Raw genomic sequence first — 17,704 nt, 5'->3', positions numbered from 1 at the left:
GGTATTAATTTTAAAAAACTATTCAATCACCTTAGCAACAACACCGGCACCTACTGTGCGGCCACCTTCACGAATCGCAAAACGTAAACCTTCTTCCATCGCGATTGGTGCAATGAGTGTTACTGTGATTGATACGTTGTCACCTGGCATTACCATTTCTGTGCCTGCTGGTAAATCAACAGCGCCTGTAACATCTGTTGTTCTGAAGTAGAACTGCGGACGGTAGCCATTAAAGAATGGTGTATGACGACCACCTTCATCTTTACCAAGCACATAGATCTCTGCAGCGAATTTTGTATGTGGTGTGATTGAACCTGCTTTAGATAATACTTGGCCACGTTCAACTTCTTCACGTTTTGTACCACGTAACAACACACCTACGTTGTCGCCTGCTTGACCTTGGTCAAGTAACTTACGGAACATTTCAACGCCTGTACATGTTGTTTTGAGTGTAGGTTTAATACCTACGATTTCAATTTCATCACCTACTTTAACAATACCGCGCTCAATACGACCAGTCACTACAGTACCGCGACCTGAGATTGAGAACACATCTTCAACTGGCATTAAGAATGCACCGTCGATTGCACGTTCTGGCATTGGTATATAAGAATCAAGTGCTTCAGCTAATTTAAAAATTGATGGCTCACCAATTTCAGATTGGTCACCTTCGAGTGCTAATTTTGCAGAGCCTATGACGATCGGTGTTTTGTCGCCTGGGAAGTCATACTTCGTTAAAAGATCACGTACTTCCATTTCAACGAGCTCTAATAATTCTTTGTCATCCACCATGTCTGCTTTATTTAAGAAGACCACAATGTAAGGTACGCCTACTTGGCGAGCTAAAAGGATATGTTCACGTGTTTGAGGCATTGGGCCGTCAGCTGCTGAACATACAAGGATTGCGCCGTCCATCTGCGCTGCACCTGTAATCATATTTTTAACATAGTCAGCATGGCCTGGGCAGTCAACGTGCGCATAATGGCGATTCGCTGTTTCGTATTCTACGTGTGCTGTATTGATTGTAATACCACGCGCTTTTTCTTCTGGCGCCGCATCAATTTGATCGTAAGCCTTAGCTTCTCCGCCAAATTTCTTAGCAAGAATCGTTGTGATTGCCGCTGTAAGTGTTGTCTTACCATGGTCAACGTGACCAATTGTGCCAACGTTCACATGGGGTTTGGTACGTTCAAATTTGCCTTTTGCCATAATGTTATCCTCAGATTTTTAACTTATTTTTTATTAACGACTGCTTCTGCTACGTTTCTTGGTGCTTCTGTGTAATGCTTAAATTCCATCGAATATGTTGCTCTACCTTGAGATAGCGAACGCATGGTTGTTGAATATCCAAACATCTCTGCTAATGGAACTTCAGCTCGAACAACTTTGCCAGATGCATTATCTTCCATACCCTGAATCATGCCACGTCTAGATGAAAGGTCGCCCATCAAGTCACCAAAATAATCCTCAGGTGTTTCTACCTCAACTGCCATCATAGGTTCAAGAAGGATTGGATCTGCTTTACGCATTCCGTCTTTAAATGCCATCGAGGCTGCCATTTTAAATGCATTTTCATTTGAGTCAACATCATGGTATGAACCATCAAATAGAGTTACTTTAACGTCTACAACTGGATAACCGGCAACTACGCCAGCAGGAAGTGTTTCTCGCAATCCTTTTTCAACCGCAGGAATGAACTCACGAGGCACTGATCCACCTTTAATTGCATCAATAAATTCAAAACCTTTGCCCGGTTCATTTGGCTCCATTTTGAGCCATACATGACCATATTGACCCTTACCTCCAGATTGCTTTACAAATTTACCTTCAATTTCAACCGGTTTCTTGATAGCTTCCCTGTAAGCCACTTGTGGCGCACCTACGTTAGCTTCAACACCAAATTCTCTTCTCATTCGATCTACAAGAATTTCTAAGTGAAGCTCACCCATACCTGAAATAATTGTTTGATTTGTTTCTTCATCTGTCTTAACTCTAAATGAAGGATCTTCTTGAGCAAGTCTATTTAAAGCTATACCCATTTTCTCTTGATCGGCTTTTGTTTTGGGTTCAACTGCAACGTGAATAACAGGCTCAGGGAAAATCATTCTTTCAAGAACAACTTCATTATTGATATCACATAAAGTGTCACCTGTTGTTGCTTCTTTAAGTCCCACAGCTGCTGCAATATCGCCAGCACGAACTTCTTTCAATTCTTCACGCTGATTTGCGTGCATTTGAAGAATACGGCCAATACGTTCTTTACGGCCTTTAATTGGGTTATAGATTGTATCGCCTGATTTGATAACGCCTGAATATACGCGGAAGAAAATAAGCTGACCTACAAAAGGGTCTGTCATGATTTTAAATGCTAACGCTGAGAAAGGCTCATCATCAGAGGCTTTACGAGTTGTAGGCTGGCCTTTGGCGTCTTCACATACCAGCGCTGCAACATCAGTAGGAGCAGGTAAATACTCAATCACTGCATCCAACATAGCTTGCACGCCTTTATTTTTAAAGGCTGATCCGCATAACATAGGTACGATTTCAAAATTAATCGTTCTAATGCGCAAACCTTTTTTGATATCTTCTTCGCTTAAATCACCAGTTTCCAAATATCTATTCATTAACTCTTCATTGGCTTCAGCGGCTGCTTCCAGCATTTTTTCGCGCCATTCTTTACATGTGTCAACTAAATCTGCAGGAATATCGCGATAATCAAATTTCATACCTTGAGATGATTCATCCCAATAAACAGCTTTCATTTTAATAAGATCAATAACACCTTCAAATTTTTCTTCAGCACCTATAGGAACTTGAAGTGCAATTGGATTAGCTTTTAAACGTAAACGCATTTGATCGTAAACTTTAAAAAAGTTTGCGCCGGCTCTATCCATTTTATTTACGAAAGCAAGACGCGGAACTTTATATTTATTTGCTTGACGCCATACCGTTTCTGACTGGGGCTGAACGCCACCTACCGCACAGTAAACCATACAAGCGCCATCAAGAACTCGCATTGATCGTTCAACTTCAATAGTGAAGTCAACGTGTCCTGGGGTATCAATAATATTGATTCGATGCTGGTCAAATTGACCTGCCATACCCTTCCAAAAGCAGGTTGTTGCGGCTGAAGTAATAGTAATTCCTCGTTCTTGCTCTTGCTCCATCCAATCCATAGTTGCGGCACCATCGTGCACTTCACCAATCTTATGGTTTACCCCTGTGTAAAAAAGAATACGCTCAGTTGTTGTAGTTTTACCTGCATCAATATGAGCACTAATTCCTATATTTCTATATCGATTAATGGGGGTTATACGAGCCACTTTAGAATTACCTTTTAATTAAATAAGTTTAGAAACGGAAATGTGAGAAAGCTTTATTAGCTTCTGCCATTCTGTGGACTTCTTCACGTTTTTTCATTGCAGCGCCTTTATTTTCTGAAGCTTCTGCAATTTCAGCCGCTAAACGTAAATCCATTGATTTTTCACCTCTTTTACGCGCTGCATCTCTTAACCATCTCATAGCTAAAGCCACTCGTCTTGATGGTCTAACTTCGACAGGCACTTGATAATTAGCCCCACCTACACGTCGACTTTTTACTTCAACTACTGGTCTTAAATTTGTTAATGCGAGAGAAAAGACTTCAATAGGATCTTTTCCGGTTTTCGTTTTAATTTGATCGAATGCGCCATAAATTAATCTTTCAGCAACGGATTTTTTTCCGCTTGTCATTAATACATTCACGAATTTAGAAACCTCCTGGCTTCCGAATTTCGGATCTTGAAGAATAATTCGTTTGGGAACTTCTCTACGTCTTGGCATATTATGTTTACCTTAATTTAGTATTCTAAAAATTTAAGCTTCTTTAGGTCGTTTAGCACCATATTTAGATCGAGATTGTTTACGATCTTTAACACCAGCAGTATCCAAGCTACCCCGAACCATATGGTAACGAACGCCTGGTAAATCCTTTACACGTCCGCCTCTTAATAGAACAACACTGTGCTCTTGTAAATTATGGCCTTCTCCTCCAATGTAACTAATCACTTCGTAACCATTCGTCAAACGAACTTTAGCTACTTTCCGCAAAGCAGAGTTTGGTTTTTTTGGAGTAGTTGTGTAAACACGAGTACATACACCTCTTTTTTGAGGCGAAGATTCTAGAGCTGGGACCTTGCTCTTAGTTTCTACTTTTTTTCGTGGTTTACGAATTAACTGATTAATTGTTGGCATCGCCTAAATCCTTAAATTTCTAACTTACTATTAATAATGACTATTTGAGCGCTTCGCTAAACGCGAAGATCCCAAAAAGCCGCAAATTGTATTTTGGTTCCTGCATAAAGTCAACCTATCATTCAGTCGGTGCTTCAATTTCAGGGCTAGTTACCTGAGCCTCTTCCATTGGAACATCGATCTGATCTAGAGGAGCCTCAACAGGGTCCATATTTTCCCCAGCGGCAGCAGCTTTTCTTGTTTCATGATAAGCCAAACCTGTGCCTGCAGGAATTAAACGACCTACGATTACATTCTCTTTAAGTCCTCTTAATTCATCACGCTTACCAAGAATTGCAGCCTCAGTGAGAACGCGAGTTGTTTCTTGGAATGAAGCTGCTGAAATAAATGAATCTGTAGATAATGATGCTTTAGTAATACCTAAAAGCACATATTCATACTCAGCCGGTTTTTTGTCTTGCGACAATACCGATTCATTTTCAGTTAACAATTCTGCTCTTTCGACTTGCTCACCCAGAATAAATGAAGTTTCGCCTGCATCGGTGATACGAACACGTCTTAACATTTGCCTAACAATTACTTCGATGTGCTTGTCATTAATTTTAACGCCTTGCAATCTATATACGTCTTGAACTTCATCAATAATATATCTTGCTAAAGATTCCCTACCTTGCAAGCGAAGAATGTCTTGAGGATCTGCAGGTCCATCCACAATAGTTTCGCCTTTAGTAACAACTTGACCATCGTGCGCTGTCACATGTTTATCTTTAGGAATTAAGAACTCTTTTGAAACGCCTTCAAGATCTGTAATCACAAGTCTTTGTTTGCCTTTAGTATCTTTACCAAATGAAACTGTACCTGTGCTTTCCGCTAACATGCCTGCGTCTTTTGGAGATCCTGCTTCAAATAACTCAGCAACTCTTGGAAGACCGCCGGTTATATCTCTCGTTTTAGAGGACTCTTGCGGAATGCGAGCAATCACATCACCCACTTTTACCTCTTGAGAATCTTTAACTGTAATAATGTAACCAAGCTGGAAAGTTACGTTAACAGATATATCACTACCCGCTAATTTAACTTCATTTCCAGAAGTGTCTAAGATTTTAATTTGAGGTCTTAAACCTTTTGACTGGCCCGCGCGCTGCTTAGGATCAACTACAACCAATGATGATAAGCCTGTGACATCATCAATTTGTTTTGCAACTGTAATACCTTCTTCAACGTTTTCAAATTTAACTTGTCCAGCGTACTCAGAAATAATTGGACGTGTATGCGGATCCCAGGTTGCAAGAACACCGCCTGCTTTAATGGACTTGCCATCTTGAACAACTAGATTTGCACCATAAGGAACTTTATGACGCTCTCTTTCGCGGCCACTTTCATCTTGAATAATTAATTCACCATTACGAGAAATTACAACTTGCTCATTTCGAGCATTAGTAACGTAACGCATGGTAGATGTAAATTGAATAACTCCGTTTGATTTACTTTCAACTTGACTTACTGATGCGGCTCGAGAAACTGCGCCACCAATATGGAATGTTCTCATTGTTAATTGAGTACCAGGCTCACCGATAGATTGCGCTGCAATCACACCAATAGCCTCCCCGAGACTAATTAATTTACCGCGACCTAAATCGCGACCATAACATTGAGAACAAATACCATGTCGTGTTTCGCAAGTGAGTGCGGTTCTTACTTTAACCTCATCAATACCAAGTGCATCAATTTTCTCAACATGATCCTCTTCAAGCAGCGTTCCTTTCGAATAAACCACTTCTTGAGTTTCTGGATGGTAAATATCGAGAGCATTTACGCGACCTAAAATACGATCACTTAATGGTTCAACAACTTCACCGCCTTTAATAAGCGCTTTCGTGACTAAACCATCTTCTGTACCACAATCGTGTTGTGTTACAACAAGATCTTGAGTTACATCAACTAAACGTCTAGTTAAATATCCTGAGTTAGCTGTTTTCAATGCTGTATCTGCAAGACCTTTTCGTGCGCCGTGCGTCGAAATAAAATATTGAAGAACATTTAAGCCGTCTCGGAAATTAGCAGTAATTGGTGTCTCAATAATTGAGCCATCAGGTCTTGCCATCAAACCTCGCATACCGGCAAGCTGCCTTACTTGAGCCGCAGATCCTCGAGCACCAGAATCAGCCATCATATAAATTGCATTAAATGATTCTTGGTAAAGATCTTTACCATCTTTGCCTTTTACATTTTCACCGGCATCATTTTTAACAGGCTCTTCTTTAAGACGTTTCATCATTGCATCAGCAACTTTGTCACCGGCACGACCCCAAATATCAACAACCTTGTTATATCTTTCGCCTTGCGTCACCAGGCCTGAAATGTATTGATTTTCAATTTCCTTGACTTCGGCTTCAGCAGCTTCGATGAGTTGTTCTTTTTCTGGAGGCACAAGCATGTCATGAATACTGATTGAGATACCTGCTTTTGTAGCATAGGTATAACCCATATACATTAGCTTATCTGCAAGAATTACTGTCTCTCTAATACCGACACGTCTAAATCCTGCATTAATTAATTTTGAAATTTCTTTTTTCTTTAATGCTTTATTAATTAAATCAAAAGAAAGTCCTGCTGGAAGAATTTCAGAAAGTATTGCTCTTCCAACTGTAGTTTCATATCGATTTATTTTGTCTGTTGTTGTGCCATCTAGGCCTAATTCAGTTTCTTTAATACGAACTGTCACGCGCGCATGAAGATCAACTAAGCCGCTATCAAAAGCACGGTGAACTTCTGCTACATCACTAAATTTCATACCTTCACCGCGTGCAGCAATTTTGTCTCTCGTCATGTAATAAAGACCAAGCACGATATCTTGTGATGGAACAATAATTGGTTCGCCATTAGCTGGAGATAAAACATTATTAGATGCAAGCATTAAAGTTCTTGCTTCCATTTGGGCTTCAAGAGATAAAGGCACATGTACTGCCATTTGGTCACCGTCAAAGTCGGCGTTAAATGCAGCACACACTAAGGGATGCAATTGAATTGCTTTGCCTTCAATTAAAATAGGTTCAAATGCTTGAATACCTAAACGATGTAATGTTGGCGCTCTGTTTAATAAAACAGGATGCTCTCTAATTACGTCCTCTAAAATATCCCATACTTCTGGTCCCTCTTCTTCTACTTTTTTCTTTGCAGCTTTAATAGTTGTAGAAAGGCCAAGTACTTCTAGCTTATGGAAAATAAATGGTTTAAATAATTCAAGGGCCATTTTCTTCGGCAAACCACACTGGTGAAGTTTTAATTGTGGTCCAACAACAATCACTGAACGTCCTGAATAATCAACACGCTTACCTAAAAGATTTTGTCTAAATCGGCCACCCTTACCTTTAATCATATCGGCGAGAGATTTTAATGGTCTCTTGTTAGCGCCTGTCATAACCTTGCCACGTCTGCCATTATCAAGAAGTGAATCAACTGCTTCTTGCAACATACGCTTTTCATTTCTAACAATAATTTCTGGCGCCTTAAGATCTAACAATCTTCTTAAACGATTATTTCTATTAATCACTCGGCGATATAAATCATTCAGATCTGATGTAGCGAATCTTCCACCATCAAGTGGTACCAATGGTCTTAACTCAGGCGGTAACACAGGAAGAATTTCTAAAATCATCCATTCAGGTTTAATACCTGACTTCTGAAATGCTTCAAGTACTTTTAAGCGCTTCGCAATTTTTTTAATTTTTGCTTCCGAGCCTGTCTCAGCTAATTCAGTTCTTAATTTTTCAATTTCACTATTGATATCGAGTGATTTGAGTAATTCTTTAATTGCTTCCGCACCCATCACTGCGGTGAATTCATCGCCAAACTCTTCTATTTTTGCAAGATAGTCATCTTCAGTAAGAAGTTGCCCTCTTGTTAAAGGTGTCATGCCAGGATCAACAACAATGAATGCTTCGAAATAAAGAACACGCTCAATATCTCTTAAAGCAATATCAAGAACCATACCTAAACGACTTGGTAAGCTCTTTAAAAACCAAATGTGTGCAACTGGGCTTGCTAAATCAATATGGCCCATGCGCTCACGACGCACTTTAGATAAAGTAACTTCAACACCGCATTTTTCACAAATGACACCGCGATGTTTAAGGCGCTTGTATTTACCACAAAGACATTCGTAATCTTTAATAGGTCCAAATATTTTTGCGCAAAACAAACCATCTCTTTCAGGCTTAAATGTTCTGTAATTAATCGTTTCTGGCTTTTTAACTTCACCATAAGACCATGAACGAATTTTTTCTGGAGATGCTAATGCAATCTTAATTGCATCAAACTCTTCTTCTTGTGTAACCTGTTTAAATAGGTCTAATAAAGCTTTCATCTGTGATCTCCTTAGTTTCTATCGAGGTCAATATCAATAGCGAGTGAACGAATTTCTTTAACCAACACGTTGAATGACTCAGGCATACCTGCATCAATCTTATGCTCACCCTTGACTATGTTTTCGTATACTTTAGTTCTACCAGCAACATCGTCTGATTTAACAGTCAACATTTCTTGTAGGGTATAAGCAGCACCGTATGCTTCCAGCGCCCAAACTTCCATCTCACCAAAACGTTGTCCACCAAATTGCGCTTTACCGCCAAGTGGCTGCTGCGTTACAAGAGAGTAAGGTCCAGTTGAACGTGCGTGCATCTTGTCATCAACCAAATGATGTAATTTAAGTACATGCATATAACCTACTGTGACAGGTCTTTCAAACGCCTCGCCTGTGCGGCCATCAAACAATTTAACTTGCGTTTTGTTAGCTGAGAATTGCAACAGTTTGGTTTTTGGATCGCTATCTGGGTAAGCCAGATCTAACATATATTGAATGTCTGACTCAGATGCGCCATCGAAAACTGATGTGGCAAATGGAACGCCATTTTTCAAGTGCTCAGCAAGCTCTACAACTTCATCATCGTTTAATGACTTAATGTCTTCTTTTTTACCTGAAGCGTCGTTATAAATTTGATCTAAAAATTTACGAACTTCAGTAATTTTTACTTCTTCTCTTAGCATTTCTCCGATACGAAGACCTAGGCCTTTAGCTGCCCATCCAAGATGGGTTTCTAAAATTTGGCCGATATTCATTCGAGAAGGAACGCCTAATGGATTTAACACAATATCTAAAGGTGTACCATCAGCCATATGCGGCATATCTTCTACAGGAGCAATTTTAGAAACAACGCCTTTGTTACCGTGACGTCCAGCCATTTTATCGCCAGGCTGAATTCTACGTTTCACTGCCAAGTAAACCTTAACCATTTTTTGAACGCCCGGAGGGAGCTCATCGCCTTGTGTTAATTTTCTTTTTTTCTCTTCAAAACGTTTGTCGAATTGTTCTTTAGCAGTTGCTAAATTATCTTTCAAACTTTCTAATTGTTTTGAAGCATCATCATTACCTAAGCGAATATCAAACCAATCGTATCTATTAATTGAGGCTAGAAAATCTTTAGATATTTTTTCGCCTTTTTTCAAGCCTTTTGGGCCGCCAGTTGCGACTTTACTTGTAAGTAATCTTTCGATTCTTCCAAAAGTATCATCTTCAACAATTCTTAATTGATCAGCTAGATCTTGTTTGAAGTGCTTTAATTGATCATCAATAATTTGTTCGGCTCTTGAATCTCTATCAATGCCCTCTCTCGTAAACACTTGAACATCAATAATTGTTCCGGACATGCCTGATGGCACTCTCAAACTTGTGTCTTTTACATCAGAAGCTTTTTCACCAAAAATTGCTCTTAAGAGTTTTTCTTCAGGTGTAAGCTGTGTCTCGCCTTTTGGTGTAACTTTTCCTACAAGCACATCGCCTGATTCAACTTCGGCACCAATATAAATAATGCCTGACTCATCAAGCCTTCCAAGCATTCTTTCTGAAAGATTTGAAATGTCGCGCGTAATTTCTTCTGGGCCTAATTTTGTATCTCTAGATACAACAGATAATTCTTCGATATGAATTGATGTATATCGATCTTCAGCCACTACGCGCTCTGAAATTAAAATCGAATCCTCGAAGTTATAACCATTCCAAGGCATAAATCCAACAAGCATATTTTGACCAAGCGCTAATTCACCAACATCTGTTGATGCGCCGTCAGCAATCACATCACCTCTTGCAATTTTGTTGCCAATTCTTACAAGTGGCCTTTGATTAATATTGGTATTTTGATTTGATCTTGTATATTTAGTTAGATTATAAATATCAACGCCAACTTCTCCATCAGCAGCTTCATCGTCGTTCACGCGAATCACAACACGTCTTGAATCTACATAATCAACAATTCCACCACGCTTAGCTTGAACTGTTGTGCCAGAATCAGTTGCTACTGTTCTTTCAATGCCTGTACCTACAACTGCTTTCTCTGCTCTCAAGCATGGCACTGCTTGACGTTGCATGTTTGCGCCCATAAGCGCACGGTTTGCATCATCGTGTTCTAAAAATGGAATTAATGCAGCTGCCACAGAAACAATCTGACCAGGCGCTACGTCCATGTATTGAATAGGATCTACAGATGACATCGTAAATTCGTTGCGATGACGGCATGAAATTAAATCGTCTTGAAAGTGTCCTTTATTATCAAGCTCAGTATTTGCCTGGGCTATAACAAATTCACTTTCTTCAATCGCAGAAAGATAGTCTATCTTTGCAGTAACTTTTCCATTTTCAACACGTCTATAAGGTGTCTCTAAGAAGCCGTATTGATTCGTTCTTGCATAAAGTGCGAGTGAATTAATCAATCCAATGTTTGGTCCTTCTGGGGTTTCAATTGGGCATACACGGCCATAATGTGTCGAATGAACGTCACGGACCTCGAAGCCAGCACGCTCTCTTGTTAAACCTCCAGGGCCTAAGGCTGATACTCTTCGCTTATGCGTAATTTCAGACAATGGATTAGTTTGATCCATGAATTGAGATAATTGTGATGAACCAAAAAATTCTCTAATCGCACTTGAGATAGGTTTTGAATTAATTAAGTCATGTGGCATCAAATTGTCTGCCTCAGCTTGGCTTAATCTTTCTTTAACTGCTCGCTCCACTCGAACAAGTCCAGTTCTAAATTGATTCTCTACAAGCTCACCAACAGAGCGAATTCTTCGATTACCAAGATGGTCAATATCATCTATTTCACCTCGACCATTTCGTAATTCAATAAGAACACCAATCACAGCCAAGATATCATCGTTCGATAAAATATTTGCACCAGTTTCGCCTTGAGGGCCAACGCGCTTATAAAATCTTTGCAACCAGTTTGCATGTTGTTCGTATGCTTTTGGATGCGCTCTTCGATTAAATTTCATGCGACCTACATTAGATAAATCATATCGGTCTTCATTAAAAAATAATCCTTTGAATAAAGCCTCAACTGCATCTTCAGTAGGTGGCTCGCCAGGTCTCATCATTCGATAAATAGCAACTTTTGCGCTGTATTGATCAGGGACCTCATCTGAAGTAAGTGTTTGAGAAATATAGTCGCCATGATCTAAATCATTTGAATAAAGTGTATGAATTTGCCCTACACCTACTTCAATAAATTTATCCAATACTGACTCTGTGATTTCATCATTTGCACTAGCAATGACTTCGCCTGTATTTTTATCTACAATTGCTTTTGAAAGCTTGCGGCCCAAAATAAAATCTTTATCTACTGTAATTTTATTTACGCCTGCTTTTTCCATCTCACGAATATGCTTGACAGTAATGCGCTTGTCTTTTTGTACAATCACATTTCCTCTTTTATCAGCGATATCAAACTTAGCAATCTCGCCTCTTAGACGATCAGGGACCAATTCAAAATCAATTGATTTAGCAGTCACATGGAATGAATCAAAATCGTAGTATGTTTCTAGAATTTGTTCTGGTGAATAACCTAAAGCTTTTAATAAAATTGTGACTGGCATTTTTCTGCGACGATCCACACGGAAATATAAATAATCCTTAGGATCAAATTCGAAATCTAACCAAGAGCCACGATAAGGAATGATTCTTGCTGAAAATAATAACTTTCCAGAACTGTGCGTTTTGCCTCGATCATGTTCAAAAAATACACCAGGGCTTCTATGAAGTTGAGATACGATAACTCTCTCGGTGCCATTAATAACAAATGAACCATTGTCTGTCATAAGTGGAATTTCACCCATGTACACTTCTTGCTCTTTAATTTCTTTCACTGTTGGTTTTGATGCTTCTTTATCCATGAGCGTTAAACGAACTTTGACTCTCAATGGAACACCATATGTTAAGCCGCGCTGTTGACATTCTTTAACGTCAAACGCTTCCTCGCCTAAATTGTAAGTTACAAAATCAAGTCGGGCATTACCGGAATGACTTGTGATAGGAAATACTGAATTGAATGTTGACTGAAGGCCTTCGCTAAGTCTCTGTTCGGCATGCGTATTCTTCTGTAAAAAAGCTGCATAAGACTCAAGCTGCATGGTGAGCAAGTATGGTATATCTTGCACACGCTCTCTTTTAGCAAAACTTTTTCTAATACGTTTTTTTTCAGTAAAGGAATAGCTCATTGCGTCTCCTGGTGTAATTTTTATAAAACAATAAACTTTTCAGATCGAAGAATATTGTTTTATAAATTTTTATAAGTTTTAACCTAAAAATTATTTAAAACAAAAAAACAATGGCTGACAGCGAGCTGTCAGCCATGCTAATTAGCATTACTTAAGTTCTGCTGTAGCGCCAGCTTCTTTTAATTTAGCTAGTGCTTCTTCAGCTGCAGCTTTTGCAATACCTTCTTTAATTGGCTTAGGTGCGCCATCCACTAAGTCTTTAGCTTCTTTTAAGCCAAGACCTGTGATTTCACGAACAGCTTTAATTACGTTTACTTTTTGCTCGCCTGCAGCAGTTAACATCACAGTAAATTCAGTTTGTTCTGCAGCAGCAGCGCCGCCAGCAGAAGCTGCAGCAGGTGCAGCTGCAACAGCAGCAGCAGTAGCTGAAACGCCAAACTTTTCTTCCATATCTTTAATAAGCTCTGACAAATCAAGAACTGTCATTGCACTTACTGCATCTAAAATTTCAGCTTTAGAGATAGCCATTTAATACTCCTAATAAAAAATTTAAATTAATCGTTAAAATTACGCAGGTTTTTGATCACGAACTGCTGCTAAACCACGAACAAATTTTGTTGGTACCTCATTAAGCGTACGAACAAACTTCGCAATCGGTGCTTGCATTGTTCCCAATAATTTTGCGAGTAATTCTTCACGACTTGGCAATGAAGCTAATGCTGCAATATTTGAAGCGCTCATTACCTTATTTGGCATTGCTCCTGATTTGATAACAAACTTATCGTTTGACTTGGCAAAATCATTTAGTACTTTAGCAACTGCAACTGGATCAGTTGAGATGCCATACACTATTGGACCCACCATTTCATTAGCTAAGTCAGAGAATGCAGTTCCATCTACGGCTCTTCGAACTAAGGTGTTCTTTAAGACGCGAAGATATACTCCTGATTTTCTGGCTTGAACTCTTAGCGCTGTCATCTCAGAAACACCAATACCTCGGTTTTCAGCTAAAACAACTGCTTGAGCGCCCGCGATTTGCTTATTAACTTCAGCAACCACTGCCTTTTTTTGTTCAAGATTAAGACTCAAGGTCTTCTCCTTCCGTTAAATTAAGTATTAAGTAAACTTAATACCAACATTACGGCGACCTTTATCAGGATGCTATCCTTTAGGGGTACCGCCATCTGCGTAGGCTCTAGCAAATGATCACTAGAATTAGACTTGTTAGCACCTACGGTCTTTGAAAGCTTCACCGATACTTTCATATCAGTGAACCCAAAGTTCTTTTTAAAAAAGCTTTCGCTTTTTTTTAATTCTTTACACTAAACTTGTTGAATCGATTCTTACACCAGCACCCATAGTGCTAGACACTGATAATTTTTTTACAAAAATACCTTTTGTTGATGGTGGTTTAGCTTTATTAATTGCATCAATCAATGCCGCTAAATTACCTTTTAATTGATCAACAGAGAAAGATGCTCGGCCAATAGTGCAATGGACGATGCCGCCTTTATCAGTTCTATATTGAACTTGTCCACCTTTTGCATTTTTAACTGCTGCTGCTGTATCGGGCGTTACCGTTCCTACTTTTGGATTCGGCATTAAGCCTCTTGGACCTAAAACTTGTCCTAGTGCGCCAACAACTTTCATAGCATCCGGTGTTGCAATGACAACGTCAAAATCCATCATGCCGCCTTTAATTTTTTCAGCGAGATCATCAAATCCCACAATATCTGCACCTGCTGCCTTTGCAGCTTCAGCTGCAGCGCCTTGAGCAAATACGGCAACACGTATTGTTTTACCTGTGCCGTTAGGAAGAACTAATGCACCGCGAATGAGTTGATCAGATTTTTTAGCATCAATGCCTAAGTTAATCACTGCATCTACTGATTCATCAAATTTTGCTGTTGCTGTTTCTTTAACGAGTTGAAGACCTTCTTGAGCGGGATATGATTTATCACGATCAACTTTAGATCTTAATGTTGTAATTCTTTTATTTAATGGCATTTTATACACCCTCCACTTCTATACCCATACTTCGGGCACTGCCAGCGATTGTTCGCACTGCAGCATCCATATCAGAAGCTGTAAGATCTGCCATTTTTGTTTTAGCAATTTCTTCAGCTTGCGCTCTAGTAATTTTTCCAACTTTGTCTGTGTGCGGTCTTGGTGAGCCCTTTTCTAATTTCGCAGCTTTTTTAATTAGAATTGATGCGGGTGGCGTTTTCATAACAAAAGTAAAACTCTTGTCAGCGAAAGCGGTAATTACCACAGGAATAGGTAGTCCGGGTTCAACAGTTTGTGTAGCAGCATTAAATGCTTTACAAAACTCCATAATATTTAAGCCTCTTTGGCCCAGCGCAGGTCCTACTGGTGGACTTGGATTCGCTTTGCCGGCTGGAATTTGAAGCTTTATATAGCCAACGATTTTTTTTGCCATTTCATTCTCCTAAATTAGGTGCAAACGCTTTTTTTAAAAAAGCTCCCTAGTTAATTTTTACTGCTTTACTACTAAACTTCTTTTTCTACTTGGCCAAACTCAAGCTCCACTGGTGTTGCTCTACCAAAAATAACCACAGATACTTTAAGTTTGCTTTTTTCGTAATTAATATCTTCAATTGTTCCTGAGAACTCTTTGAATGGCCCATCAATAACACGAATTGACTCACCTTTTTCAAAGGTAAGTTTTTGCGTTGGATTAGTTTTACTCTCATCCATACGTTGTAAAATAATTTCTACTTCTTTATCTTTAATCGGTGTTGGTTTTAGTGCACTCCCACCAATGAAAGCAGTTACCTTTGGTGTACTTTTAACTAAATGCCAGCTCTCATCATTCATTTCCATTTGCACGAGAACATAACCTGGGTATAGTTTTCTTTCGCTTAATTTTTTTTGGCCAGCTTTCATTTCAATAACCTCTTCTATAGGCACTAAAATCTCGCCAAAAAGATTTTGAAGATTTGATCGCTCAATTCTTTCAAATAATCCTTTTTGAACTAACTTTTCATATCCAGAAAAAGCTTGGACAGCATACCAGCGCATTGTCATTACTAACCCCGTCCCAATAACCAATTAATCATGAATGAAAAACTTATATCTACTAATGCCAAAAAAACTGCCATCACAGCAACTAGAATAAATACAGTAATTGTCATTTGTATCGTTTCTTTTCTTGTTGGCCAAACAACTCTTTTAGCTTCAACAATGGATTCATTTATAAATCCAAATGTCTTTTGACCAAGGGCTGTTTTCCAAAAAACTATCCCTGCAAATCCAAGTCCAGCAAGAATTGCTAATATTCTTAGCACTAAAGCTTGACCACTTAATAGATAGAAGCCAACTATTCCCGCTACAAAAAGTAAGAATGAAAAAACAATTTTTAACTTATCAGTCATTAATACTTCTTTCTTTTAATGGCAGGCCAGGAGGGTCTCGAACCCCCAACCCTCGGTTTTGGAGACCGATACTCTACCAATTGAGCTACTGGCCTAAAATAAAATTTATCTTTAAAACTATTCAATCACCTTAGCAACAACACCGGCACCTACTGTGCGGCCACCTTCACGAATCGCAAAACGTAAACCTTCTTCCATCGCGATTGGTGCAATGAGTGTTACTGTGATTGATACGTTGTCACCTGGCATTACCATTTCTGTGCCTGCTGGTAAATCAACAGCGCCTGTAACATCTGTTGTTCTGAAGTAGAACTGCGGACGGTAGCCATTAAAGAATGGTGTATGACGACCACCTTCATCTTTACCAAGCACATAGATCTCTGCAGCGAATTTTGTATGTGGTGTGATTGAACCTGCTTTAGATAATACTTGGCCACGTTCAACTTCTTCACGTTTTGTACCACGTAACAACACACCTACGTTGTCGCCTGCTTGACCTTGGTCAAGTAACTTACGGAACATTTCAACGCCTGTACATGTTGTTTTGAGTGTAGGTTTAATACCTACGATTTCAATTTCATCACCTACTTTAACAATACCGCGCTCAATACGACCAGTCACTACAGTACCGCGACCTGAGATTGAGAACACATCTTCAACTGGCATTAAGAATGCACCGTCGATTGCACGTTCTGGCATTGGTATATAAGAATCAAGTGCTTCAGCTAATTTAAAAATTGATGGCTCACCAATTTCAGATTGGTCACCTTCGAGTGCTAATTTTGCAGAGCCTATGACGATCGGTGTTTTGTCGCCTGGGAAGTCATACTTCGTTAAAAGATCACGTACTTCCATTTCAACGAGCTCTAATAATTCTTTGTCATCCACCATGTCTGCTTTATTTAAGAAGACCACAATGTAAGGTACGCCTACTTGGCGAGCTAAAAGGATATGTTCACGTGTTTGAGGCATTGGGCCGTCAGCTGCTGAACATACAAGGATTGCGCCGTCCATCTGCGCTGCACCTGTAATCATATTTTTAACATAGTCAGCATGGCCTGGGCAGTCAACGTGCGCATAATGGCGATTCGCTGTTTCGTATTCTACGTGTGCTGTATTGATTGTAATACCACGCGCTTTTTCTTCTGGCGCCGCATCAATTTGATCGTAAGCCTTAGCTTCTCCGCCAAATTTCTTAGCAAGAATCGTTGTGATTGCCGCTGTAAGTGTTGTCTTACCATGGTCAACGTGACCAATTGTGCCAACGTTCACATGGGGTTTGGTACGTTCAAATTTGCCTTTTGCCATAATGTTATATCCTTAATTAATTACATTCTTCAAAAATACCTACTGGTGCCCATGGCGGGAATCGGACCCGCGACCTCTCCCTTACCAAGGGAGTGCTCTACCACTGAGCCACATGGGCGTGTCCAAATTCTCAATATATCTGGAGCGGGCGACGAGGTTCGAACTCGCGACATTTAGTTTGGAAAACTAATGCTCTACCAGCTGAGCTACACCCGCACACC

13 protein-coding genes and 3 tRNA genes are annotated in these 17,704 nt (G+C 39.6%); all 16 read right to left on the bottom strand.

Going from position 1 to position 17,704, the window contains the following annotated elements; all coding sequences use genetic code 11:
- Nucleotides 1-18: 18 nt before the first annotated feature.
- Nucleotides 19-1,209, bottom strand: a complete 1,191-nt coding sequence (gene tuf, locus FIT63_RS01000) for an elongation factor Tu (protein ID WP_140006194.1) — start codon at nucleotides 1,207-1,209, stop codon at nucleotides 19-21.
- Between the two features lie 23 nt (nucleotides 1,210-1,232).
- The gene (fusA, locus tag FIT63_RS00995; RefSeq protein ID WP_140004916.1) at nucleotides 1,233-3,323 is read right to left on the bottom strand and encodes an elongation factor G; all 2,091 of its coding nucleotides are present in this window, start codon (nucleotides 3,321-3,323) and stop codon (nucleotides 1,233-1,235) included.
- Nucleotides 3,324-3,351: 28 nt separating this feature from the next.
- On the bottom strand, nucleotides 3,352-3,822 hold the full coding sequence (gene rpsG, locus FIT63_RS00990; protein ID WP_046486951.1) for a 30S ribosomal protein S7: 471 nt from the start codon (nucleotides 3,820-3,822) through the stop codon (nucleotides 3,352-3,354).
- Nucleotides 3,823-3,855: 33 nt separating this feature from the next.
- Nucleotides 3,856-4,233: a 30S ribosomal protein S12 gene (rpsL, locus tag FIT63_RS00985; RefSeq protein ID WP_046486949.1), complete on the bottom strand. Its 378-nt coding sequence runs from the start codon at nucleotides 4,231-4,233 to the stop codon at nucleotides 3,856-3,858.
- A gap of 118 nt (nucleotides 4,234-4,351) precedes the next feature.
- Nucleotides 4,352-8,599, bottom strand: a complete 4,248-nt coding sequence (gene rpoC, locus FIT63_RS00980; RefSeq protein WP_140006197.1) for a DNA-directed RNA polymerase subunit beta' — start codon at nucleotides 8,597-8,599, stop codon at nucleotides 4,352-4,354.
- A gap of 11 nt (nucleotides 8,600-8,610) precedes the next feature.
- On the bottom strand, nucleotides 8,611-12,780 hold the full coding sequence (gene rpoB, locus FIT63_RS00975) for a DNA-directed RNA polymerase subunit beta (RefSeq protein WP_140006196.1): 4,170 nt from the start codon (nucleotides 12,778-12,780) through the stop codon (nucleotides 8,611-8,613).
- 147 nt (nucleotides 12,781-12,927) lie between these two features.
- Entirely contained in the window at nucleotides 12,928-13,308 is a 381-nt protein-coding gene (gene rplL, locus FIT63_RS00970) for a 50S ribosomal protein L7/L12 (protein WP_046486942.1), read from the bottom strand.
- A gap of 39 nt (nucleotides 13,309-13,347) precedes the next feature.
- Nucleotides 13,348-13,869: a 50S ribosomal protein L10 gene (gene rplJ, locus FIT63_RS00965; protein WP_046486941.1), complete on the bottom strand. Its 522-nt coding sequence runs from the start codon at nucleotides 13,867-13,869 to the stop codon at nucleotides 13,348-13,350.
- A gap of 228 nt (nucleotides 13,870-14,097) precedes the next feature.
- Entirely contained in the window at nucleotides 14,098-14,787 is a 690-nt protein-coding gene (gene rplA / locus FIT63_RS00960; protein ID WP_140004913.1) for a 50S ribosomal protein L1, read from the bottom strand.
- Between the two features lies 1 nt (nucleotide 14,788).
- Nucleotides 14,789-15,220 (bottom strand): 50S ribosomal protein L11, encoded by a 432-nt coding sequence (rplK, locus tag FIT63_RS00955; RefSeq protein WP_046486936.1) that lies wholly within the window; start codon nucleotides 15,218-15,220, stop codon nucleotides 14,789-14,791.
- A gap of 71 nt (nucleotides 15,221-15,291) precedes the next feature.
- Nucleotides 15,292-15,828: a transcription termination/antitermination protein NusG gene (gene nusG / locus FIT63_RS00950; RefSeq protein ID WP_140004912.1), complete on the bottom strand. Its 537-nt coding sequence runs from the start codon at nucleotides 15,826-15,828 to the stop codon at nucleotides 15,292-15,294.
- 2 nt (nucleotides 15,829-15,830) lie between these two features.
- The gene (secE, locus tag FIT63_RS00945) at nucleotides 15,831-16,175 is read right to left on the bottom strand and encodes a preprotein translocase subunit SecE (RefSeq protein WP_140006195.1); all 345 of its coding nucleotides are present in this window, start codon (nucleotides 16,173-16,175) and stop codon (nucleotides 15,831-15,833) included.
- A 19-nt stretch (nucleotides 16,176-16,194) separates the two neighbouring features.
- Nucleotides 16,195-16,270: transfer RNA gene (locus FIT63_RS00940), tRNA-Trp, on the bottom strand.
- Between the two features lie 22 nt (nucleotides 16,271-16,292).
- Nucleotides 16,293-17,483 (bottom strand): elongation factor Tu, encoded by a 1,191-nt coding sequence (gene tuf, locus FIT63_RS00935; RefSeq protein ID WP_140006194.1) that lies wholly within the window; start codon nucleotides 17,481-17,483, stop codon nucleotides 16,293-16,295.
- A 43-nt stretch (nucleotides 17,484-17,526) separates the two neighbouring features.
- A tRNA-Thr gene (locus FIT63_RS00930) sits at nucleotides 17,527-17,601 on the bottom strand.
- A 22-nt stretch (nucleotides 17,602-17,623) separates the two neighbouring features.
- Nucleotides 17,624-17,699 (bottom strand) — tRNA-Gly (locus tag FIT63_RS00925).
- Nucleotides 17,700-17,704 lie beyond the last annotated feature (5 nt).

It is taken from the genome of Candidatus Methylopumilus planktonicus (assembly GCF_006364715.1).
GTDB lineage: Bacteria > Pseudomonadota > Gammaproteobacteria > Burkholderiales > Methylophilaceae > Methylopumilus > Methylopumilus planktonicus_A.
The sequence above is the reverse complement of the archived record's forward strand: the minus strand, read 5'-3'. Positions and strand labels throughout refer to the sequence as shown.